14 protein-coding genes and 2 pseudogenes are annotated in these 21,911 nt (G+C 60.0%); 15 read left to right on the forward strand and 1 reads right to left on the reverse strand.

The genetic code is table 11. The annotated features are described in order from the left end of the window. The first annotated feature begins 12 nt into the window (after positions 1 to 12). The 6 genes from BMOU_RS04595 (at position 13) to mltG (ending at position 5,823) form a co-directional block, all read left to right on the forward strand. A complete protein-coding gene (locus tag BMOU_RS04595; protein WP_034875287.1) occupies positions 13 to 687 on the forward strand; it encodes a histidine phosphatase family protein in 675 nt (224 codons plus the stop codon). A gap of 86 nt (positions 688 to 773) precedes the next feature. Further along, positions 774 to 1,160 carry a DUF948 domain-containing protein gene (locus tag BMOU_RS04600; RefSeq protein ID WP_034875288.1) on the forward strand — a complete coding sequence of 129 codons (387 nt, stop codon included), beginning with the start codon at positions 774 to 776 and terminating at the stop codon, positions 1,158 to 1,160. Further along, the gene (locus BMOU_RS04605) at positions 1,160 to 1,396 is read left to right on the forward strand and encodes a hypothetical protein (protein ID WP_034875290.1); all 237 of its coding nucleotides are present in this window, start codon (positions 1,160 to 1,162) and stop codon (positions 1,394 to 1,396) included. Before BMOU_RS04600 ends, BMOU_RS04605 begins: the two co-directional genes overlap by 1 nt. An 88-nt stretch (positions 1,397 to 1,484) precedes the next feature. Next, on the forward strand, positions 1,485 to 4,163 hold the full coding sequence (alaS, locus tag BMOU_RS04610) for an alanine--tRNA ligase (RefSeq protein WP_034875292.1): 2,679 nt from the start codon (positions 1,485 to 1,487) through the stop codon (positions 4,161 to 4,163). 10 nt (positions 4,164 to 4,173) lie between these two features. Further along, a complete protein-coding gene (gene ruvX, locus BMOU_RS04615; protein WP_034875294.1) occupies positions 4,174 to 4,629 on the forward strand; it encodes a Holliday junction resolvase RuvX in 456 nt (151 codons plus the stop codon). A 12-nt stretch (positions 4,630 to 4,641) separates the two neighbouring features. Then, positions 4,642 to 5,823 carry an endolytic transglycosylase MltG gene (mltG, locus tag BMOU_RS04620; protein ID WP_034875296.1) on the forward strand — a complete coding sequence of 394 codons (1,182 nt, stop codon included), beginning with the start codon at positions 4,642 to 4,644 and terminating at the stop codon, positions 5,821 to 5,823. A 14-nt stretch (positions 5,824 to 5,837) separates the two neighbouring features. Here the strand turns inward: mltG and BMOU_RS04625 are convergent. After that, positions 5,838 to 6,334 (reverse strand): annotated as a pseudogene (locus BMOU_RS04625) (prepilin peptidase). A 20-nt stretch (positions 6,335 to 6,354) separates the two neighbouring features. Here BMOU_RS04625 and aroC point away from each other — a divergent pair. The 9 genes and pseudogenes from aroC (at position 6,355) to BMOU_RS04670 (ending at position 21,908) form a co-directional block, all read left to right on the forward strand. Then, on the forward strand, positions 6,355 to 7,548 hold the full coding sequence (gene aroC / locus BMOU_RS04630; protein ID WP_034875298.1) for a chorismate synthase: 1,194 nt from the start codon (positions 6,355 to 6,357) through the stop codon (positions 7,546 to 7,548). Between the two features lie 12 nt (positions 7,549 to 7,560). Continuing rightward, on the forward strand, positions 7,561 to 9,180 hold the full coding sequence (locus BMOU_RS04635; protein WP_034875727.1) for a bifunctional shikimate kinase/3-dehydroquinate synthase: 1,620 nt from the start codon (positions 7,561 to 7,563) through the stop codon (positions 9,178 to 9,180). 31 nt (positions 9,181 to 9,211) lie between these two features. Further along, on the forward strand, positions 9,212 to 9,661 hold the full coding sequence (locus BMOU_RS04640) for a type II 3-dehydroquinate dehydratase (protein ID WP_034875300.1): 450 nt from the start codon (positions 9,212 to 9,214) through the stop codon (positions 9,659 to 9,661). Between the two features lie 389 nt (positions 9,662 to 10,050). Further along, positions 10,051 to 15,164: pseudogene (pulA, locus tag BMOU_RS04645) on the forward strand (type I pullulanase). Positions 15,165 to 15,290: 126 nt separating this feature from the next. Continuing rightward, positions 15,291 to 16,952, forward strand: a complete 1,662-nt coding sequence (locus tag BMOU_RS04650; protein WP_034875302.1) for a CTP synthase — start codon at positions 15,291 to 15,293, stop codon at positions 16,950 to 16,952. A 201-nt stretch (positions 16,953 to 17,153) separates the two neighbouring features. Continuing rightward, positions 17,154 to 18,608: a Fe-S cluster assembly protein SufB gene (gene sufB / locus BMOU_RS04655; protein ID WP_137648276.1), complete on the forward strand. Its 1,455-nt coding sequence runs from the start codon at positions 17,154 to 17,156 to the stop codon at positions 18,606 to 18,608. A gap of 5 nt (positions 18,609 to 18,613) precedes the next feature. Continuing rightward, positions 18,614 to 19,837, forward strand: coding sequence for a Fe-S cluster assembly protein SufD (gene sufD, locus BMOU_RS04660; protein WP_034875306.1), 1,224 nt, complete (start codon positions 18,614 to 18,616; stop codon positions 19,835 to 19,837). A gap of 20 nt (positions 19,838 to 19,857) precedes the next feature. Next, positions 19,858 to 20,637 carry a Fe-S cluster assembly ATPase SufC gene (gene sufC / locus BMOU_RS04665; protein ID WP_034875308.1) on the forward strand — a complete coding sequence of 260 codons (780 nt, stop codon included), beginning with the start codon at positions 19,858 to 19,860 and terminating at the stop codon, positions 20,635 to 20,637. After that, complete coding sequence (locus tag BMOU_RS04670; RefSeq protein ID WP_034875310.1) at positions 20,634 to 21,908, forward strand: cysteine desulfurase; 1,275 nt, start codon at positions 20,634 to 20,636, stop codon at positions 21,906 to 21,908. Before sufC ends, BMOU_RS04670 begins: the two co-directional genes overlap by 4 nt. The last annotated feature ends 3 nt before the right edge of the window (positions 21,909 to 21,911 follow it).

Consider the following 21,911-nt stretch of genomic DNA (forward strand, 5'->3'; position numbering starts at 1 on the left):
TAGCATGAAAGCATGTTGCTTCATCTCCATCTTGTCCGCCATGGACAGACGTTTTTCAATCGGTACAACCGGCTGCAGGGTTGGTCGAATTCACCGCTGACGCAATCCGGCCTCGCCGACGCCGACAAGGCCGCAGCCAAGCTGTGCGGTTACGATTTTGCCGCCGCCTATTGTTCCGACACTACGCGCGCCCAGATTACCGCGCAGCGCATTCTCGATATGAATGAGCGGGCAGGGCATGCCCGCCCGGCATTGATCAGCGACATGCATTTCCGAGAACAGTTCTACGGATATTTCGAGGGGCAGGATATGGGCGTTGCATGGACGGCCGCCGGTGGACCCCATGAGGCCAAAGGATATAACGATATCGTGGCGAAGTTCGGTCTCGCCGCCACTCGTGACTTTCTGAAGGAAGCCGATCCGTTCCATGACGCCGAGTCCGATGCCGAATACTGGGAACGTGTCGAAGGGGGATTTTCGCTGATCGCCGCAAATCCGTTGCTGAAGGACGGCGATCATGTGCTGCAGATCTCGCACGGCAACACGTTGCTGAGCCTGATGCATCGTTATGCTCCCGAAGGCTACGATCTGAGCGAACGGCCGGCAAACGGGTCGGTCACCAGCCTTGATTTCGACACGGAACGGCCAATCGATCAGGCCGTGACCGTCATTTCATATAACCAGTGAACGATTTGCCTTCCGTCGGGGCATTTGACTACTGTTAGCCGGGTATTGTGTTCGCGGGTCACCGTGGGACTGAAAAGAGGTACATGATGGGTGTTGGAGAGATCGCCGGTCTGATTGCGGCAATCGCGTTTGCGATTCTTGCCGGTTTCATGATCTACCCGTTGATCCGACTGGGCAAGCTGTTCGATCAGATCGCCCAGACCGTCAAGGACACCGGGGATCATGCGATTCCGGCGCTTGACGAAAGTGTGACCACCGTACAGCAGGTCAACAAGTCGCTGGAGGATGTCAACAAGATCTCCGAGGCAGCCTCGACCACGGCCAATAACGTCGGCGCCCTGACCGATCTGTACGGGTCCTTCCTCGGCAAGCCGGTCATCAAGATCGCTTCGGCCGTCTATGCTCTGAAATCCACGGCACAGTCCTTCATGAACAATCGAACCGCCGACCGTGCCCAGAACAAGGGGGAGTGATGTTCAAGCGTCTCTTTTGGATGTCCCTTGGCGTGTGCATCGGAATCGTGGCCGTCACCAAGGCGCAGGCATATATCAAAGCCAATACGCCCGACGTGGCGCGTCAGTTCCTGCTCGGCCCCGATCAGGACCACGTGACCGTGCGTACGCTTGAAGGACTGGTCAACGAGTTCAATGCCGCACGTCGAGCCCGTGAGGCTGAACTCAACGCCAAATATGCAGCCAAGGTCGATTGACCTTCGCGCTTCAGTCCGTTCAGGCAACATTTGTACAAGACGTCCGGAGGGCATCGGGTCCTTCGGCAATAAAGGAGCTCAATCTCATATGCGCACTTCTGAAATCGCGAAGCGCTATCTTGATTATTTCCAGAAGCATGATCACCTTATCGTGCCTTCCGCGTCGCTGATCTCGCCGAATCCGACCACCCTGTTCACCATCGCAGGCATGGTTCCGTTCATTCCGTACCTCATGGGCGAGCAGACTCCGCCGAAGAGCCGCATGGCCTCCAATCAGAAGTGCGTGCGTACCCTGGACATCGACGAGGTCGGCAAGACCACACGTCACGGCACCTTCTTCCAGATGCTCGGCAATTTCTCCTTCGGCGATTACTTCAAGGAGGAGGCCATTCACTATGCATATGAGCTGCTGACCACGCCACAGGACCAGGGCGGCTATGGCTTCGATTCGGAGAAGCTGTGGATGACCACCTTCACCGATGACGAGGAAGCACGATCGATGTGGAAGAACGAGGGCGTCGATCCCGAGCACATCCAGATTATGGGCATGGAAGACAACTTCTGGACCACCGGCGGCCCCGGCCCCGGCGGCCCGTGCTCCGAAATCTACGTCGACCGCGGCCCCCAGTACGGTGTCGAGGGCGGCCCGATCGCCGACGAGAACCGTTACATCGAAATCTGGGATCTCGTGTTCGAAAACTACGAGGTCGACAACGTCAAGTCCAAGACCGACCTGCATATCGTCGGGGAACTCGAGAACAAGAACATCGATACCGGTGCCGGTCTGGAGCGTCTCGCCTACCTGATGCAGGGCAAGCAGAACATCTACGAAACCGATGAGGTCTTCCCGGTTATCGAGGCCGCCCAGAAACTGTCCGGTCGTACCTATGGCGATGACGAGGCCATGGATGTCAAGTTCCGCGTGGTCGCCGACCATGTGCGTTCCGCCCTCATGATCATGTCCGACGGTGTGCGCCCGTCCAATAATGGTCGTGGATACGTGCTGCGCCGACTGCTGCGCCGCACTGTCAAGGCCATGCGCGCCCTCGGCGTGACCGATCCGGTGCTGCCGACCCTGTTCCCCGTCTCCAAGGAGGCCATGGTTCCGAGCTATCCGGAGCTGGAGAGTACGTTCCACGAGGTATCCGAATCCGCCTATGGCGAGGAGGATGCATTCCGTCGCACCCTCGAGGCCGGCACCGAGATATTCGACCTGGCCGTGAGCAAGGCCAAGGAATCCGGCAAGACCATCGTCTCCGGAGATGACGCCTTCAAGTTGCACGACACCTACGGCTTCCCAATCGAGCTGACCCTCGAAATGGCCGAAGAGCAGGGAGTGAAGGTCGACGAGGCCAAGTTCCGTGAACTCATGGCCGAGCAGAAGAGCCGTGCCCGCGCCGATGCGCTGAAGAAGCGCCATAATGTGGATCTGTCCGTCTATGACGATTTCAAGAAGACGCTTGCCCGGCCGATCGACTTCCTGGGCTACACCGATATGTCGGCACGCGCCCGTGTGATCGGCATCATGCAGGAAGGCAAGGGCTCCGTGCCCGCGGTCACCGGTCCGGCCAACATCGAGGTCATCCTCGACCGCACCCCGTTCTATGCGGAGGCCGGTGGTCAGCTCGCCGATCAGGGTGAGATCCTCTCCGATGACGGCGCCGTGCTTGAAGTCGACGATGTGCAGAAGCCGATCAAGGACCTCATCGTGCATCAGTGCCGTCTGACTGAGGGCACGCTGGTCGTGGGCGCCGAAGTCAACGCCAACATCGACCTTGACCGTCGCGGCGCCATCGCACGATCCCACACCGCGACCCATATGGTGCATAAGGCGCTGCGCGAGGAGCTTGGCCCGCAGGCCACCCAGCGTGGTTCGGAAGACGCACCGAACCGTCTGCGTTTCGATTTCCAGTGGTCCAAGGCTCCGGCGAGGTCCGTGATGGATGCCGTCGAAGCCCGGGTGAACGACCGCATCCGCGACAATCTGTCCGTCACCACGCAGGAGATGAAGTTCGACGACGCCATTGCGTTGGGTGCCATGCACCTGTTCGGCGAGAAGTACGGCGATGTCGTGCGCGTGGTCTCCATCGGCGAGGATGGATGGAGCCGTGAGCTGTGCGGTGGCACGCATATCGATCACGTCGGCAAGATCGGTGCCGTCAACATCATGTCGGAAGCCTCCATCGGTTCCGGTGTGCGCCGTGTGGACGCGCTGGTCGGTCAGAGCGCCTACGAATTCAATGCCCGTGAGCATGCGTTGGTCTCCCAGCTTTCCGACCAACTCAACGCGCGTCCGGACGAACTGGCGGAACGCGTGAACACGCTGCTTGCCAAGCTTAAGGAATCCGACCGCCGTCTGGCCGCCATGTACGAGGGCCAGCTAGCCGCATCCGTGCCGGCCATCGTCGCCGATGCCAAGGCCTCTCAGGCTCCCGTCAAGGTGGCCTCCAAGAACGTGGAGCACTTCGGTTCCTTCGACGCCCTGCGCAAGACCGTGCTCGACATCCGGGGTCAGCTTGGCGAGGACGTCCCGGTCGTCGTGGCTCTCGCCGGTGTGAATGAGGACGGCAAGCCGATGGTCGCCGTGGCCACCAACGATGCCGCACGCAAGCAGGGCATCAAGGCGGGCGACCTGGTCCGTGGCGCTTCCAAGATCCTTGGCGGCGGTGGCGGCGGCAAGCCCGACTTCGCCCAGGGTGGTGGCTCCGATGCCACCAAGATCGACGCCGCTCTCGAGGCTCTGGTCAATCAGGCCATGAAGGGCTGAAACTTCAGGCATGGTATGGCTTGGAGTCGACTTGGGTGATGCTAGGGTCGGGCTTGCACTGTCCGATCCTGAGCTCACCCTTGCCCACCCCGCGGGCAATATTCGGGTTTATGGGGATTCATTCCGCGCACTGGATGAGGTCATCAACGTCATTGAAGACGAATCGGTGGATCATGTGGTGGTCGGCCTGCCGTTGCTCTTGAACGGTGAGGCGGGGAAGAGCGCCAGGAAGGCGCGACGTTGGGCTGCTAATCTAGAGAAAAGAATGCAGGAGGCGGCGCAGGACGGGCTGGAACCGCTCAATGACATTCCAACGATTGAACTAGTTGACGAACGATTGACCACGGTGACCGCACACCAGCAGCTGTTCGACGCACAGATCAGCGGGCGCAAGCATCGCCCGATGGTCGATCAGCAGTCTGCCGTGGTGATTCTGCAGACGGCGTTGGACCGCGCAGAAAGGTGAGAGGAACGATCGATGGCCGAGCATCTTGATGACTTTTTCTCCGATAACGCACAGTGGGTCGAACCTGTGCAGGAGACCTTCGCATCGGCGTTGCCTCCGGAACCGCCGAAATCTCGTCGTGCCATGCGCAGGCGCCGTACGGAACGCAAACGCCGTCGCATCATCACACTGATCGCGGTCATCGTAGTGGTCGCCCTGATTGCGGTCGGATCGTTCTTCGGCATTCGCATGCTGAAGCATTGGAAGGCGATCAACACCGCCGATGAGCAGATTCAGATAGAGGACTATTCGGGCCCTGGCGATAAGGACGTGAGCTTTACCGTGGAATCCGGACAAGGCGCCCTTGAGATTGCTCAGAATCTCGTGAAGGCCGACATCGTGAAGTCCACCGCGGCCTTCACCAATGCCGTGTCCGCCGGCAGCGCCACGCTGTATCCGGGAACATACTCGCTGAAGACGCATATGAAGGCCTCCGAAGTGGTGAAGATCCTTTCCGACCAAAGCCAGGCCGGTGGCTTCGTGGAGGTGCGTGCCGGCGAACGTGTATCCGATGTGATCGCCGCCGCCGCACAGGCCTCCGGCAAGGATGTCTCGGAATTCCAAAGCGTCATCGATGGCGGTGGCGATGGCATTCTGCCGAGCGAGGCGGGCGGTAAATTCGAGGGTTGGTTCGAACCGGGGACCTATGATGCCCAGAACAAATCGGCCGAAGACATCATCAAGGCCATGGTGGAGGCACGTATAGCCAAGCTTGACAAGCTTGACGTGCCTACGGGAAGCGACCGTGAGCGCATCCTGATCATCGCATCCATCGCCGAATCCGAAGTCGGCAGCGAAAAATACTACGGGCAGGTCGCACGGGTGATTCTCAACCGCATCGATGCCGGCATGCCGTTGGGCATGGACACCACCGTCGCCTACGGTCTGGGCATTTCCGCCAGCCAGCTGACGGACGACCAGCTGAATGATTCCAGCAATCCGTACAACACGCGAATCAACAAAGGCCTGCCGCCGACTCCGATCAGCAATCCGGGAGACGGTGCCATCACCGCGGCCATGAACCCGCCGGAAGGCAAGTGGCTGTATTTCGTGACCACCAATCTGAAGACCGGTGAAACGAAGTTCGTCGAAACCGAAGACGAGTTCTGGAAGATTCGCGACGAATACAAGAACAATAACGAGAACGCCAATTAACCGCGGTCCGGGCGCTACAGCAGAGCGCAGACCATGACGCTGATCGCCCCGGCCGACACGATCGCCGGGGCGAACGGCGTTCTACCGGCATATCGTGTATGCCTCTGCGGGTCGAAGCGTGTCCAGAGGGCGATCCACAACAGACCGATGACGGCGATGAGCAGCCACCACAGCACCATGCATACAGGCCGGCCATGCCTACGCCCAATCCCATGACCAGCGTGACGGTCACGTCGCCGAAACCGAGCGCGCCCGGCTTGATCAGGGCGAGTGCGCACTGCAGGACCGCGGCAAGTGCGGCGAACAGCAGGGATTGCAACGCGAGAAACAGCGAATTGACTGATAAGGCGTAGATGATGTTCACCATGATCTGCGCCGTGCAGCCCATGGCAATCCATGCGCGCGGAATACGGCGCTCGTGAATGTCCTCAACGCTGACGGCCAGTCCACAAAGCAGACTCGGCAGGCAAATCATGTACCACATACCGTTAAGATAGTCCACTAGTTGCATTCGGCAGAAAAGGAGAGGGCATGTTGCGCTGGCAGACAGCAGGCGAATCGCACGGCGAAGCACTGGTCGCCATGATCGAAGGGCTGCCTGCGGGCATCCACATCACCACCGAGGATATCGTCGGCGCACTGGCGCGCCGTCGTCTCGGCTATGGCCGTGGGGCACGTATGAAATTCGAGCAGGACAAGGTGCGCATGCTCACCGGTGTGCGTTTCGGTGAGACCATCGGCTCCCCGGTGGCCATCGAGATCGCCAACACGGAGTGGCCGAAATGGACGGAAGTGATGAGCGCAGACCCACTCGACCACGAGATTCCCCGAGAGGGACGCAATGCGCCGCTTTCGCGCCCGCGTCCGGGTCATGCCGATCTGACCGGCATGCGCAAATACGGCTTCGACGACGCTCGACCGGTGCTGGAACGTTCCAGTGCACGTGAAACCGCATCCCGTGTGGCTTTGGGTGAGGTGGCTGGGCGGTTCCTCGAGCAGGCGCTCGGCATCCGTACCGTCTGCCATGTGCTGTCCATCGGCGGCGCCGGCATCACCGACCCACAGCAGGCCGCACTGCCCAAGCCGGAGGACTTGGAGGCGTTGGACGCCTCACCGGTACGAACCCTCGACAAGACGGCCGAAGAGCGGATGGTCGCCCGCATCGACGAGGCCAAGAACAACGCCGACACCCTAGGCGGAGTGGTCGAAGTCGTGGTGTACGGCGTTCCGGCTGGTCTCGGCACCTATGTGGAGTCCGATCGCCGACTGGACGCGGCTCTTGCCGGCGCGATCATGGGCATCCAGGCCATCAAGGGCGTGGAGATCGGCGATGGCTTCCTTGAGGCCATGCGTCCGGGTTCCGAAGCCCATGATGAGATGGTGGTCGGTGAGGACGGTCGCATCGTGCGCCTGAGCAACCGTGCGGGCGGTATCGAGGGCGGCATGTCGAACGGCCAGCCGATTGTGGTGCGTGCCGCGATGAAGCCGATTCCATCCATTCCGAAGGCGCTGAAGACCGTTGACGTGACCACGGGAGAGGCCGCGCAGGCCATCAACCAGCGTTCCGACAACACCGCTGTGCCGGCGGCCGCGGTCGTGGCCGAGGCGATGGTGCGTCTGACCATCGCCACGTATGTTTTGGAGAAGTTCGGTGGCGACAACGTAGCCGAGACCAAACGCAACGCCGAGAACTACCTAGCCTCCTGGCCGGAACACATGAGGTGATGCGTCATGACGATGCATAGACCCGTTGCCGTGATCATCGGCATGATGGGCGCTGGCAAGACCCGCGTCGGCAGGGAGGTCGCGCAGATGATGGATCTGCCGTTCCTGGATGCCGATAGCGAGATCGAGCATGATGCCGGCATGAGGATTCCGGAATATTTCGAGCGCTATGGCGAACCTGCGTTCCGTGAACTTGAGAGTGACGTCGTACTCGATATTCTTGAGGATTTCGATGGCATCTTCTCGTTGGGCGGGGGCGCCCCGATGACCAAGTCCATTCAGGAGGGGCTTCGCGACTACATCGCCGACGGGGGTAAGGTCGTCTATCTGATGGCCGACCCCAAGGAGGCCATGGAACGAGCTAACCGCGGCGGAGGTCGCCCGATGCTCAACGGCGACGCCAACAAACGTTGGAAGAGGCTGTACAGGGAACGTGACCCGGTATTCAGACGGGTCGCGACCACGCATGTGCGCACGCATGGTCAGACGCCGCAGGCCGCGGCGAGAAAGCTGATGGATATGATCGCTCAACGAACCGTGCACGTCACCGGTGCCACGATCGAACCTTACGACGTGAGCATCGGCGAAGGTGCGATGAACCGGCTTGCACAGGTATTGGGGGACAAACCCTCCAAGGTGGCGCTTATCCATACGCAGCCGGTGCAGCGCCATTCCGATCGTGCACGCACCCTGTTGCGGCAGGGCGGCTACGATGTGTATGACATCGTGATTCCCGACGCCGAAGCCGGCAAGACCATCGAAGTGGCCAACGGCATCTGGCAGCGACTGGGAGACGAGGGATTCACCCGTTCCGACGCCATTGTCGGCTTGGGTGGCGGTGCGGCCACCGATCTGGCGGGTTTCGTGGCGGCCACTTGGATGCGCGGCATCCGTTACGTGAATTGCCCGACCTCGTTGCTGGCCATGGTGGATGCCTCCACAGGAGGCAAGACGGGTATCAACACCCCACAAGGCAAGAATCTGGTCGGTTCGTTCTACACTCCGGCCGGTGTGCTCGCCGACATGAGAACGCTCGCCTCCCTGCCGAATGACATCTTCATCGAGGGGTTGGGCGAGGTTGCGAAATCCGGTTTCATCAGGGATCCGGAAATCCTCGGCATTCTGGAAAGCCACGCCGATGAGCTGCGTTCCTTCGATGGCGCGAAGTTCATCGATTCCGGCATGAAGGAAGTCGTCGCCGAGCTGATCGAGCGCACCGTGAGCGTGAAATCCTACCACGTGTCCGCCGATCTCAAGGAGGCGGGTCTGCGTGAGTTCCTCAACTATGGGCATACGCTCGGCCATGCCATCGAGAAGCTGGAGCATTTCCGTTGGAGGCATGGCAACGCCGTCGCAGTCGGCTGCGTCTATGCCGCGGAGCTGTCGCATCTGCTGGGACACATCGACCGGGATCTGGTGGACTACCATCGTTCCCTGCTTGGCTCGCTAGGTTTGCCGACCTCGTGGAACAATGGTGCGTGGGATGACGTGCTCGCCCTCATGCACCGTGACAAGAAGGCCCGTGGCAACAAGCTGCGTTTTGTGATTCTCGACGGCATCGGCCATCCGATTCATCTTGAGGATCCGCCGGCGGACGCCGTCGAGGAGGCCTTCCGCCGCATTCGGCAGTAGCGTGGCAGGTAAGAATCGTAAGGAAGTGATCATGACCAAAGTAGTGGTTGTCAACGGACCGAACCTCGGGCGCCTTGGTGTACGCCAACCTGACGTATACGGTAAGCAGGATCTTGACGCTTTGCGCAGGTTGTGCGCCGAATGGGGCAGGGATCTCGGCCTTGACGTGGAAGTGCGTCAGAGCGACGACGAGGCCGAGATGATCGGTTGGATGCATCAGGCGGCTGACGAGAAGACCCCGGTCGTTATGAATCCGGCCGCCTTCACGCACTACTCCTATGGCCTGGCCGACGCCGCGCACATGGTGATCGACGAAGGCCTGCCGCTTATGGAAGTGCACATCTCCAATCCATCCGCACGCGACGAATTTCGCAAACGTTCCGTAATCTCGCCGGTGGCCACCGGCACCATCACCGGCATGGGCTTCTACGGGTACAAGCTCGCCCTCGACGCCGTCGCCCACCTGCTTGAAAGCGAATAGGTCGTCTTCGATGCGGTCGCATGGCCGGTCGCATGGCCGGATGCCGACGGAAACGGCATCCGGCCTTTTATGAAAAAGAACCGTGTTTGCGCAAATGTTGCAGGATATCACTGACCGGATTGCATAAACGGGGGGAGACCGTTTGTGACGGATTGCATGCGGGAGGTTCGGTTTCGGCTTACACCGCAACGGGTCACGCTGTTTCATTGCCTTACGCAGCGTTTCCGCTACAATTGGGCGCAACTTAGGATGCAAACGTATGCACATTCATCGCGGAGTGTGTCTTAGGTTATTCGTTATCTACGAATACAAATAACGCATACGTTGTCAAGTGGTGGGATTCTGCTGTGGAGCCCGTTCGCTGATCTCGATGATGAGAACGGAGAGTTATGGTCGTCCAGAATCGACCGGCTGGCCGAGCAGTGGCGATTGGCGTCGCCATAGCCATGGCGTGCGCCGCACTTGTGGCGCCGACGTTGGCCCAAGCCCAGCCAGAAGCACGGACAAGCGCCAAGAAAGACGTGCAGGTCATCGCCTTCCAGCAAAGCTGGAACACGATCGCCAAGGAATGCACCGACACCTATGGACCTGAGGGCGTGGCATACGTGGAGGTGTCGCCCCCGCAGGAGTCCATTCAAGGCACGCAGTGGTGGACGAGCTACCAACCGGTGAGTTACAAGCTTGATTCCAAACTCGGCACCGAGGCCGAATTCAAGAACATGATCAAGCAGTGCAATGCCGCCGGCGTGGATATCATCGCCGATGTCGTGATCAATCAGACCACCGGTTCCGACGTCGCCGCCGGAGACCAGAAAGGCGTGGCCGGCAGCGACTACAACGGTTCCACCGGAACCTATCCGGGATTCGCCACCTCGCAATATCCGGGCGGTATCACCGATTCGGACTTCCATGGCTGCAAAAGGAACATATCCGACTACACCAACCAGCAGGAAGTGCAGGAATGCCGCTTGAGCTCCATGTGGGATTTCGATTCCGAAAGCGAGAAGGTGCAGGACATCCAATCCGACTATCTCGTATCGCTATGGAATGCCGGTGTGCGTGCATTCCGCATGGACGCCGTCAAGCACATCAATACCAACAGCATGAAGGCGCTCAAGGAGAAGTTCGCGCAGAAGATCGGCAAGAACGCGAATGACATCTATTGGATTCAGGAAGTCATCGGCAACTCTTCCGAAGCGTCCGGCATCCAGCCGAGCAACTACCTGCAGAACGGCACCGTGACGCAATTCGGCTTCAAAAGCGAGATGAACCAAGCTTTCAAAGACAAAATCGCCAAGCTCAAGGGCCTGAAGGACCGTCTTGACAAGGACATCGACTCCGCGAACGCCAACGTATTCGTGACCAATTGGGACACCGCCCGCAACCAGGGCGCGCTCACATACAAGGACGGTTCCAGGTTCCAGTTGGCCAATGCGTTCATGCTCGCCTATGACTATGGCACTCCGCGACTGCTGTCCGACTACAAGTGGGACGTCAACGACAACGGGGCACCCGGCGCCACCGACACCAAGGTGCCGGATGTCGACATGGGCAGCGCATGCTCCGCCAATTCCTCCGATTGGAACTGCGAACAACGGTGGACCTCCACCCGCGGCATGATCGCCTTCCATAATTATGCGGGCGATGCCGCCGTGACCGACTGGCAGGACGACGGCGACAGCAACATCGCGTTCTCCCGTGATGGCAAGGGCTTCATCGCCATCAACAATTCCAAGGACGACAAGAACGCAAGCTACACGACTTCCCTCGCCGATGGCGAGTACTGCGACGTGTATGCGGTCATGGACTGCTCCAAGACCGTAACCGTCAAGGGAGGCAAGGTCGAGACGAAGATTCCGGCGCATTCCGCCATCGCACTGTACGCCGGCGCCACCAAGACATCGCATCCACAGGCTTCCGCCGCCAAGGATCCTTCCGATCCGGACATCGGCCAGCAGGATGACGAGGTGAGCGCGACCGACAAGACCGTCACCATCTACTACAAGCCGGCGAATGCGACTGGAAGACCCCCAAGGTCCACTACGGTCTGGGCGATGACTGGAACCAGCCGGAAGCCGACATGACCTTGGATGCACAGGGGTACTATACCGCCACCATCAACACCAAGGGCAAGAAGATCGACTTCGTGTTCCACGATGCCGACACCGATGCTTGGGAGAATCCGAGCGGCGGCGGCAACTACCATGCCGACGCGGGCATCACCCATGTGGGCGTGGCCGGTCAGAACGCATCCGTAGGCAACCCCGAATCCATGGAGGGCCAGACCCGGCTTGTCGTGCACTACAGGCCGGCCGACGCCGATGACCAGCGTGGCGTATACATCTGGGGCACCGACTCGAACGGCACCGGCATGAATGCCGAGCATCACGCCTTCGACGGTACCGACTGCTGGGGCAAGGTGGCATCGTTCACCTTCACCGGCAAATACGCCGATTTCGGTTTCATCATCACCACCGATGGCTGGAACAAATATGGTGGCGACCGTAAGGCCGTGGTGAACGCCGACGGCACCGCGGAAGTGTGGATCGACGGCACGAAGAACGAAGACAAGGGCGAGGCCACCACGGTGGAGACCCTCGACTCGGCTCCGGCCGACTACGCCTGTACCGCCAAGACGGTGAATGTGACCGTGCACTACTACCGCGACGACGGACTCTATTTCAATGCAAACGATGCGGATGTCAAGAACCCGCAGTGGGATATCTGGACCTGGTCCTCCAACTGGGGAGGCGGGAACGCCACGTTCGACTCCCATGACGATTGGGGCGAGATTGCGAAGTACTCGTTCACCAACTACACCTACTACAATGCCGGCGGAACCTCCGACATCGGCATGCTGCGCAGGTACGGCGGTGACGCGTGGAGCGCCAAGGACCCCGACGACGCCGACCACAAGATCCCATCCGATGCCCTGGTGTTCGACACCGACGGCAATGCGTCGGCTGAAGTGTGGCTGATGAGCGGCGACGCCGTCGTGTACACATCCCGCCCGTCGTTGGGGGCGTCGATGAAGTCCGCCGAGATCTCCAAATACCGGGAGCTGTCGGCCAGACTGTCCAAGAAGGTCTCCGCGGACGATCTTCAGGGTGCGGTTTCCGTCAAGGACGCCAATGGCAAGGCCGTTGCGGTCGAGAGCATCGACGTCGACGGCAACACTGTGAAGATCACGGTGAAGAAGGACCTTGACATGCGCGGCAGGTACACCGTCGAAATCGAAGGTTTCGGTTCGCAGAATGCCGTCGCGGGCTCCGTTGTCCGTACCGCCCGCTTCGACAAGGAGAACGCCTACGACGGCGATGATCTGGGAGCCGTCCATAAGTCCGAACGGACGTCCTTCAAACTGTGGGCGCCCACCGCGACCGATGTCAAGCTCATCACCTACAAGTCCGTCGACCCGAATGCCGAAGTCGACAGGACCATCGACATGACGAGTGGCGACAAGGGTGTATGGAGCGCCAAGGTGAAGAACCTCGCCTCCGGCACGGCCTATGCCTATCAGCTCACCTTCGCCGACGGTACGGTGAACGTCTCCGCCGATCCGTACGCCACTGCCGCGGTAGCCAACGGCGAACGCTCCGTCGTACTTTCCAAGAAGGACATGGGATCCGCAGGCGATCGCATGCCGGCCTTCGGCAAGACCACCGATGCCACCATCGCCGAGATGAACATCCGTGACTTCTCGATCAGTCCGGACTCCGGCATCTCCGCCGACAGGCAGGGCAAGTATCTCGGCGTCGTGCAATCCGGCACGAAGACCGCCAAGGGTGCGACCTCCGGTCTGGACTATCTGAAATCCCTGGGTATCAGCCATGTGCAGATCATGCCGATGTACGACTACGGTTCCGTCAACGAGACCGGCGACCTGAGCTACAACGCCGCCGGTGCGCAGAACTGGGGCTATGACCCGGAGAACTACAATGTGCCGGAAGGCTCGTACTCCTCCGATCCAGGCAACCCGAGCGCCCGTGTCACCGAAATGAAGCAGATGGTCAAGGAGCTGCACGGCAACGACATCCGCGTGATCATGGATGTGGTCTATAACCACGTCTACAACGCGGCCAGCCACTCGTTCAACAAGACGGTTCCGGGCTACTACTTCCGTTACGATGCCAACGGCTCGCTCGTCAGCAACTCCGGCTGCGGCAACGATACCGCCTCCGAACGCAGGATGATGCGTAAGTATATCGTCGATTCGGTGACCTACTGGGCCAAGAACTACAACGTCGACGGCTTCCGGTTCGATCTCATGGGCCTGATCGACATCGAGACGATGAAGGAGGTCCGTGCCGCGCTCGACAAGATCGACCCGTCCATCATCATCCTCGGCGAAGGCTGGGATATGAACACCACGATGGACAAGAGCAAGATGACCATTCAGCCGAATGCCTATGAGGTGGCCTCCGACGGCAAGAACAACGGCATCGCCTTCTTCAACGATTCCATTCGCGATGGGATCAAGGGTTCCGTGTTCTCCGACGCCGACACGGGTTTCGTCTCCGGCAAGACCGGTCAGGAGAATCTCATCGCGCATAATGCGCTCGGATGCCGCTATGAGGCGGATGCGACCACGACCTGTTGGAACGGCAATGCGCAGGATCGCTACGCGGATGCCGGTCAGGTGGTCAACTACGCCGAAATCCACGACAACATGACCCTGTACGACAAGCTGCGCGCCTCCGTCCCGACGGATGACGATGCCACCACCGTGGCCCGTGCCCAGCTCGCCGATTCCATCGTGTACCTGTCGGAAGGCGTTCCGGCCATTCAGCTCGGTCAGGAGTTCCTGCGCACCAAAGGCGGCAACGGCAACAGCTATAACACCGGTGATGCGATGAACGCCATCGACTGGGACCGCACCACGCAGTATGCCGGCTCCGTCGACTACGTCAAGGGCCTGATCAGACTGCGCAAGCAGATCAAGGCGCTACGGCTGACCAGCTACGACGACATCGACAGGAACGTCAGGCTGATCAAGTCCGCCGACGGTGTGGTGGCCTACCAGGTCAAGGACGAGAACGGCACGTATGTGGTGATTTTCAACGCCAATGCCGGTGCCGCCAAGATAGAGGGGCTCGACTCCGGTTCCTACAAGGCGCTGGTCGCAAATGGCAAGGTGAATGCCGATGCCGCCACCGTTACCGTGGACAAGGGCGGCTCGTATGCCGCCGGTGCACTATCGGCCACCGTATTGCAGCTCGATACGGCGAAGAAGCCCGACAATGGCAAGCCTGATAACGGTAAGACCGACAATGGCAAGCCTGATAACGGTAAGACCGACAATGGCAATGCCGACAATGGCAAGCCCGATTCGGCCAAACCATCCGCCGACAAGCCGTCGTCCGGCAAGAAGAGCGCGTCCGCCGCGCCGAATGGAATCGCCGCGACCGGTGCCGACATATTCGGCATCATGCTGGTGGCGACGCTGTTGGCTCTCATTTCCGGGACCGTGCTGATTGTGCACGGAAAGGAGAACGGCCTATAGCCGACATGATTGGCTGACTGCATTCTTCCGTCTCCGTAGGGTGGGGTCGTCGTGACGAAAACGACCCCACCTTTCTTATGCGGGCGAAACACGCCGCGTCATGCGTCGATGATAGGCTGGAGTTCCATGGTTAGAAGACAACATGGCAATTCTCAAGAGCACGTTACCAAGCATATTTTCGTCACTGGCGGCGTTGTTTCCTCTCTCGGCAAAGGCCTGACCGCCTCCTCCCTCGGCCGTCTGCTCCGTAGCCGTGGCATCAAGGTTTTGCAGCAGAAGCTCGATCCGTACATCAATGTGGATCCGGGTACGATGAATCCGTTCCAGCATGGTGAGGTCTACGTCACCGAGGATGGTGCCGAAACCGATCTTGACATCGGCCATTACGAGCGTTTCCTCGACGTATACCTGAGCCAGAAGGCCAATGTCACCACCGGTCAGATCTATCAGGAGGTGCTGCGCAAGGAACGCGCTGGTGAGTACCTCGGTCAGTGCGTGCAGGTCATTCCGCACATCACCAATGAGATCAAGTCCCGCATGCGCGCCCAGGCCTCCGATGACGTCGACGTGATCATCACCGAAATCGGCGGTACCGTCGGCGATATCGAATCCCAACCATTCCTGGAGGCCGCGCGTGAGGTGCGTCGTGATCTGGGCGCCGAGAACTGCATGTTCGTGCATGTCTCCCTGGTGCCGTACATCGCCGCCGCCCATGAGCTCAAGACCAAGCCGACCCAGCATTCCGTGATGATGCTGCGCCAGCTCGGCATCTCCCCGGATGCCCTCGTGCTGCGTTCCGACCGTCCGCTCAACCAGTCCATCAAGGACAAGATCTCCCTGATGTGCGACGTGGACTCCGAGGGCGTGGTCAACTGCGTGGATGCCCCGAGCATCTACGATGTGCCGAAGACCCTGTTCGACGAGGGCCTTGACGCCTATGTCGTGCGTGAACTCGGCCTGCCGTTCCATGACGTCGACTGGGACGAGTGGGAGGATCTGCTCGAACGCGTGCATCATCCGAAGCATGAAGTCAACGTGGCCATCGTCGGCAAGTACATCGACCTGCCGGATGCTTACCTGTCCGTCACCGAGGCCATCAAGGCAGGCGGCTTCGCCAATTGGGCCAAGGTGAACGTCAAATGGGTGGCCGCCGACAAGTGCGCCACCGAAGAGGGGGCTGCGGCCGCGCTCGATCAGGTCGACGGCATCGTCATCCCAGGTGGATTCGGCATCCGTGGCATTGACGGTAAGATCGGCGCCCTGCGCTACGCCCGTGAGAACAAGCTGCCGGCCCTAGGCCTGTGCCTCGGTCTGCAGTCCATGGTCATCGAATACGCCCGCGACGTACTCGGCATCGAGGACGCGAATTCCTCCGAATTCGAACCGGACTGCGACAACCCGGTCATCGCCACCATGGAGGAGCAGAAGGATATCGTCGCCGGCAATGGCGATATGGGCCACACCATGCGTCTGGGCTCCTATCCGGCCGAACTTGAGGAGGGCTCCATCGTCGCCGAACTGTACGGCACCACGCACGTCACCGAGCGTCACCGTCATCGTTATGAGGTGAATGTGGCCTACAAGGACCGCCTGCGTGAGGCCGGTCTGCGCATCTCCGGCCAGAGTCCGGATGGTGAGCTCACCGAGTTCGTGGAGCTGCCACGTGAGGTGCACCCGTTCTTCGTGGCCACTCAGGCCCATCCGGAGTTCAAGTCCCGCCCGACCAAGCCGCATCCGCTGTTCGCCGGTCTGGTCAATGCCGCGCTTGAACACCAGCAGGCACGCTGAATAAGCCGAATGTTCGGGGGAGTCGATTGATCGGCTCCCCCCGTTTTGTTATATACATCACGCCGGTGGGGAGCCGAATTTCGAATGGGACACTAGTATTTCGCCATGCATTCTGTTAGGTTGTCATAGGTATTAATCAGTGAATGGAGGCAGCGTACGGTGGTAGAAAACCAAGCGCCCAACGCCGCGGCTGACGTGGAGATGAGTCAGTATGTGGCTGATCGTTCGCGTGTGAACGAAGACAAGATCAAACAGGATGACGAGATCATCCAGCAGTTCGGTGACTACACCTATGGCTGGCATGATACGGACTTCGCCGGCGAAGCGGCGAAGAAGGGCATCGACGAGAACGTGGTGCGTGCCATCTCGGCGGACAAGAACGAGCCGGAATGGATGCTGGAGAAACGGCTTGAAGGGTACCGTGACTTCATCAATCGTCCGATGCCGCAGTGGGGCGTCGATCTGAAGGATTTCGACGCGGATGATTTTAAGTACTATGTCAAGCCGATCGACAAGCAGGCCGCGACTTGGGATGATTTACCGGAGGAGATTCGCAGCACCTATGACAAGCTGGGTATTCCGGAAGCCGAGAAGAGCCGTCTTGTTTCCGGCGTCGCCGCACAGTACGAATCCGAGGTCATCTACAACTCGATCCAGAAGGAGCTTGCCGATCAGGGCGTGATCTTCGTCGACACCGACACCGCCGTGCAGAAGTACCCGGAGATCGTCAGGAAATACTTCGGCAAGTGCATTCCGAGCAACGACAACAAGTTCTCGGCGCTGAACACCGCCGCATGGTCGGGGGGCTCTTTCGTATACGTGCCGAAGGGCGTGCACGTCGACATTCCGCTGCAGGCCTACTTCCGCATCAACACCCCGAACATGGGCCAGTTCGAACGTACGCTGATCATTGCGGACGAAGGCTCCTATGTGCATTACGTGGAAGGGTGCACCGCGCCGATCTATTCCACCGATTCGTTGCATTCCGGCGTGGTGGAGATCTTCGTGGAGCCACATGCCCGCGTGCGCTACACCACCGTGCAGAACTGGTCGAACAACGTGTACAACCTGGTGACCCAACGTGCCTACGTGCGTGAGGGAGGCACCATGGAATGGGTCGATGGCAACATCGGATCCAAGGCCACCATGAAATATCCGGCCTGCATCCTCGCCGAACCGTACGCCAAGGCCAGCACCATGTCGCTCGGTTTCGCCGGCAAGGGGCAGTATCAGGATACGGGCGCGAAGATGATCCACCTCGCTCCGCATACCAGCTCCACAGTCGTCGCCAAGTCGATCTCCCGAGGCGGCGGCCGCTCCGCCTATCGCGGTCTGGTCAAAATCGTCGAAGGTGCGGAAGGCTCCTCGAACTCGACCGTATGCGACGCACTGCTGGTTGACGAGTTCAGCCGTTCCGACACCTATCCGCATGTGGATGTGCGTGAGGATGACGTGTCCATGGCGCACGAGGCTACCGTCTCCAAGGTCTCCGAAGACCAGCTGTTCTATCTGATGAGCCGTGGCCTTTCCGAAGACGAGGCCATGGGCATGATCGTGCGCGGCTTCGTGGAGCCGATCAGCCGTGAGCTGCCGATGGAATACGCGCTCGAACTGAACCGACTGGTGGAACTGCAGATGGAAGGATCGGTGGGCTGATCACCATGGCACAGACTCAGGAAATCAACATTCCCGTTGCGGATCCGAATGATTCGTATGCGAATCCGGCGGCCATGCCGTCTTCGGCCGATCGCGCGCCGCGCTCCTTTGAAGTGAGCGCCTTCGCCAGGCCGGACCGCACTCAGGAGGATTGGCGCTATACGCCGGTCGAACGTGTCGAGGAATTCTTCGACGTATTCCGACCATCCAATGAAACCGATATCTCCGTCAGCATGATCGACGGGTCGCCGTTGGCCGACGGCGTAACCGTTGACCGGGTCGCATTGGGCGATGCCGGCACGGGCATCGTCTCCAAACCGAATGACCGTGTCTCCGCAGTGGAATGGAATTCCGGCGAACGGGCGACAGTGCTGAAGCTTGAAGGTGAGATCGGGCAACCGGTGCTGGTCAAGGTCCACGGCAACGGCTTTGCCATGGATGCCTTCCATCTGGTGGTCATCGCCGCGGACCATACGCATGCCGATGTGGTCGTGGAGCATGACGGCGACGCCCGTATCGCCGAAGGCGTGGAAATCTCCACCGGTAAGGATTCGCATATCTCCACCACGTTCATCCAGGAGTGGAACAAGGGGTCCAAGCAGATCGGCAATCAACGCATCCACATGGGGGAGGGCGCTTCGCTGCGTCATTCCGTGGTGACGCTCGGCGGCGACGTGGTTCGTATCCGCATGGATCAGGACTTCGGTGGCGAGCAGGGTGATCTCAACATGCTCGGCATCTACTTCGTGGATCCGGGCGAGCACATCGAACACCGTACCATGATCGTGCATAATCATCCCGAGTGCAGAAGCCGTGTGGTCTACAAAGGTGCGCTCGATGGCAAGGATGCGCACTCCACGTGGGTGGGCAATGCCCTGATCGCACCGACCGCGCCGGGTACCGACTCCTACGAGCTCAACCGCAATCTGGTGCTTACCCCTGGCGCGATCGCCGATTCGGAACCGAATCTCGAAATCGAGAACGGCAACATCATCGGCGCAGGGCACGCATCGTCCGTTGGACGCTTTGACGATGAGGAGCTGTTCTATCTGCAGTCCCGCGGCATTCCGGAGGTCGAGGCGCGCAAACTCGTGGTTCGCGGCTTCTTCGGGGAGCTCGTTGAGGAGATCGGCATCCCCTCCATCTCCGAACATCTGATGAACGTCATCGACAAGCGTCTGACGCGCGGCGAAAGCGACGCGGTGGCGCAGGTATTGGAAGAGAAGTAAGGGAATCGTAGGAGCATAACATGTCAACTCTTGAAATTAAGGATCTTTACGCACACGTCGAAACCAAGGACGGCATCAAGCCGATCCTCAAGGGCGTGAATCTGACCGTCAACTCCGGTGAGACCCATGCCATCATGGGCCCCAACGGTTCCGGTAAATCCACACTGGCCTACACGCTGGCGGGCCATCCGAAGTATATCGTCGACTCCGGCCAGGTGCTGCTCGATGGCGAGGACATTCTGAAGATGACCCCTGATGAGCGCGCCAAGGCGGGTATCTTCCTTGCCATGCAGTACCCGGTCGAGGTACCGGGCGTGTCGATGACCAACTTCCTGCGCACCGCCAAGACCGAGGTCGATGGCAAGGCCCCGGCCATCCGCACATGGACCAAGGAACTGACCGAGGCCATGAAGCGCCTCAGAATGGATCCGAAGTTCGCCACCCGCTCCGTGAACGAAGGCTTCTCCGGCGGCGAGAAGAAGCGTGCCGAAGTGCTGCAGCTCGAACTGCTCAAGCCGAAGTTCGCCATCCTTGACGAAACCGACTCCGGTCTTGACGTCGACGCGTTGCGCATCGTGTCCGAAGGGGTGAACCGTGCCAAAGAGGCCAATCAGTTCGGCATTCTCATGGTCACGCACTACACCCGGATCCTCAAGTACATCAAGCCCGACATCGTGCATGTGTTCGCAGCCGGGCACTTCGTCAAGACGGGTGGCCCGGAGCTTGCCGACGAACTTGAAGAGAACGGCTATGACGTATATCTGCCGGAGGATGCCGATCCCGAAAGCGCGCTGGCATGACGGATTTCGCAACGATTCGCAAGGAGTTCCCGATTCTGGATCAGCGGATCCACGGGCATCCGCTGGTGTATCTGGATTCCGCGGCGACCGCGCAGAAACCGCAATGCGTGATTGATGCGGAAGCGGAATTCTATAGGACGATCAACGCCGGCGTGCACCGCGGCGCCCATGAGCTTGCCGCGCGCAGCACCATGGCGTTCGAGGAGGCCCGTGCCAAGATGGCCCGGCTGGTCGGCGCCAACGCGACGGAAGGCGGGGAGGAGATCGTCGTCACCTCCGGCGCGACCGCCGGTCTGAATCTGCTGGCCACGGCCTTCGGCAATGCCTCGCTCGGGCGCGGAGGGGCGGCGGCCAAACGCTTCGCCCTGAAGCCGGGCGATGAGATCGTGGTATCCAAGGCCGAACATCATTCGGTGCTGCTGCCGTTCCAAGAGCTGGCGGCCCGTACCGGAGCCATCCTGAAATGGTTCGATCTGGACGATGAGGGGCGTATCCGTTCCGATAGCGCCGACGAGGTGATTACCGAACGTACGAGAATCGTCGCCGTCACGCATGTGGGCAACACCACCGGCGCCATCACCGATATCGCACCCATCATCAGGCGTGCGCATGAAGTGGGTGCGGTGTTCGTGCTTGACGCATGCCAGTCCGTGCCGCATCTGAAGGTCGATTTCCATGCGCTGGATGTCGATTTTGCCGCATGGAGCGCGCACAAGATGTACGGTCCGACCGGCGTCGGTTTTCTATATGGCAGGCGTGACCTGCTCGAGGCCCTGCCGCCGGCGAATTTCGGCGGGTCCATGGTGGAACTTGCATGGATGGATCAGGAGGCGCAATACATGGAGCCTCCGGCGCGTTTTGAAGCCGGCACCCAGCCGGTCGCCCAGGTCGTGGCGGCCGGGGTGGCTGCGGATTGGCTGATGAACATCGGCATGGAGCGCCTCGAAGCGCATGAGAAGACCCTTACCGACGAACTGCTCAAGCTCGGTGACATCGAAGGCGTACGCATTCTTGGACCTCGCGACAACGAGCATCGCATCGGGACGGTCGCGTTCGAAGTGGACGGCGTGCACCCCCATGACGTCGGCCAGTTCATCGATGCGCAAGGCATCGCCATCCGTGTCGGCCACCACTGCGCACAGCCGGTGCATCGGCATTTCGGCGTGTATGCCTCCAACCGTGCCTCCAGCGGCGTCTATAATGCCGTCGAGGATGCGCAGGCGCTCGTCGAGGCGGTGAAGCAGGTTCGTCCGTTCTTTGGAGTTAAGTGAATC

This window comes from Bifidobacterium moukalabense DSM 27321, assembly GCF_000522505.1.
GTDB lineage: Bacteria > Actinomycetota > Actinomycetes > Actinomycetales > Bifidobacteriaceae > Bifidobacterium > Bifidobacterium moukalabense.

Excerpts from the sequence above, each read along its gene's own strand:
- BMOU_RS04595 (WP_034875287.1), top strand. The coding sequence starts at position 13 with ATGTTGCTTCATCTCCATCTTGTCCGCCATGGACAGACGTTTTTCAAT.
- BMOU_RS04600 (WP_034875288.1), top strand. The coding sequence starts at position 774 with ATGGGTGTTGGAGAGATCGCCGGTCTGATTGCGGCAATCGCGTTTGCG.
- BMOU_RS04605 (WP_034875290.1), top strand. The coding sequence starts at position 1,160 with ATGTTCAAGCGTCTCTTTTGGATGTCCCTTGGCGTGTGCATCGGAATC.
- alaS (WP_034875292.1), top strand. The coding sequence starts at position 1,485 with ATGCGCACTTCTGAAATCGCGAAGCGCTATCTTGATTATTTCCAGAAG.
- ruvX (WP_034875294.1), top strand. The coding sequence starts at position 4,174 with ATGGTATGGCTTGGAGTCGACTTGGGTGATGCTAGGGTCGGGCTTGCA.
- mltG (WP_034875296.1), top strand. The coding sequence starts at position 4,642 with ATGGCCGAGCATCTTGATGACTTTTTCTCCGATAACGCACAGTGGGTC.
- aroC (WP_034875298.1), top strand. The coding sequence starts at position 6,355 with ATGTTGCGCTGGCAGACAGCAGGCGAATCGCACGGCGAAGCACTGGTC.
- BMOU_RS04635 (WP_034875727.1), top strand. The coding sequence starts at position 7,561 with ATGCATAGACCCGTTGCCGTGATCATCGGCATGATGGGCGCTGGCAAG.
- BMOU_RS04640 (WP_034875300.1), top strand. The coding sequence starts at position 9,212 with ATGACCAAAGTAGTGGTTGTCAACGGACCGAACCTCGGGCGCCTTGGT.
- BMOU_RS04650 (WP_034875302.1), top strand. The coding sequence starts at position 15,291 with ATGGTTAGAAGACAACATGGCAATTCTCAAGAGCACGTTACCAAGCAT.
- sufB (WP_137648276.1), top strand. The coding sequence starts at position 17,154 with ATGAGTCAGTATGTGGCTGATCGTTCGCGTGTGAACGAAGACAAGATC.
- sufD (WP_034875306.1), top strand. The coding sequence starts at position 18,614 with ATGGCACAGACTCAGGAAATCAACATTCCCGTTGCGGATCCGAATGAT.
- sufC (WP_034875308.1), top strand. The coding sequence starts at position 19,858 with ATGTCAACTCTTGAAATTAAGGATCTTTACGCACACGTCGAAACCAAG.
- BMOU_RS04670 (WP_034875310.1), top strand. The coding sequence starts at position 20,634 with ATGACGGATTTCGCAACGATTCGCAAGGAGTTCCCGATTCTGGATCAG.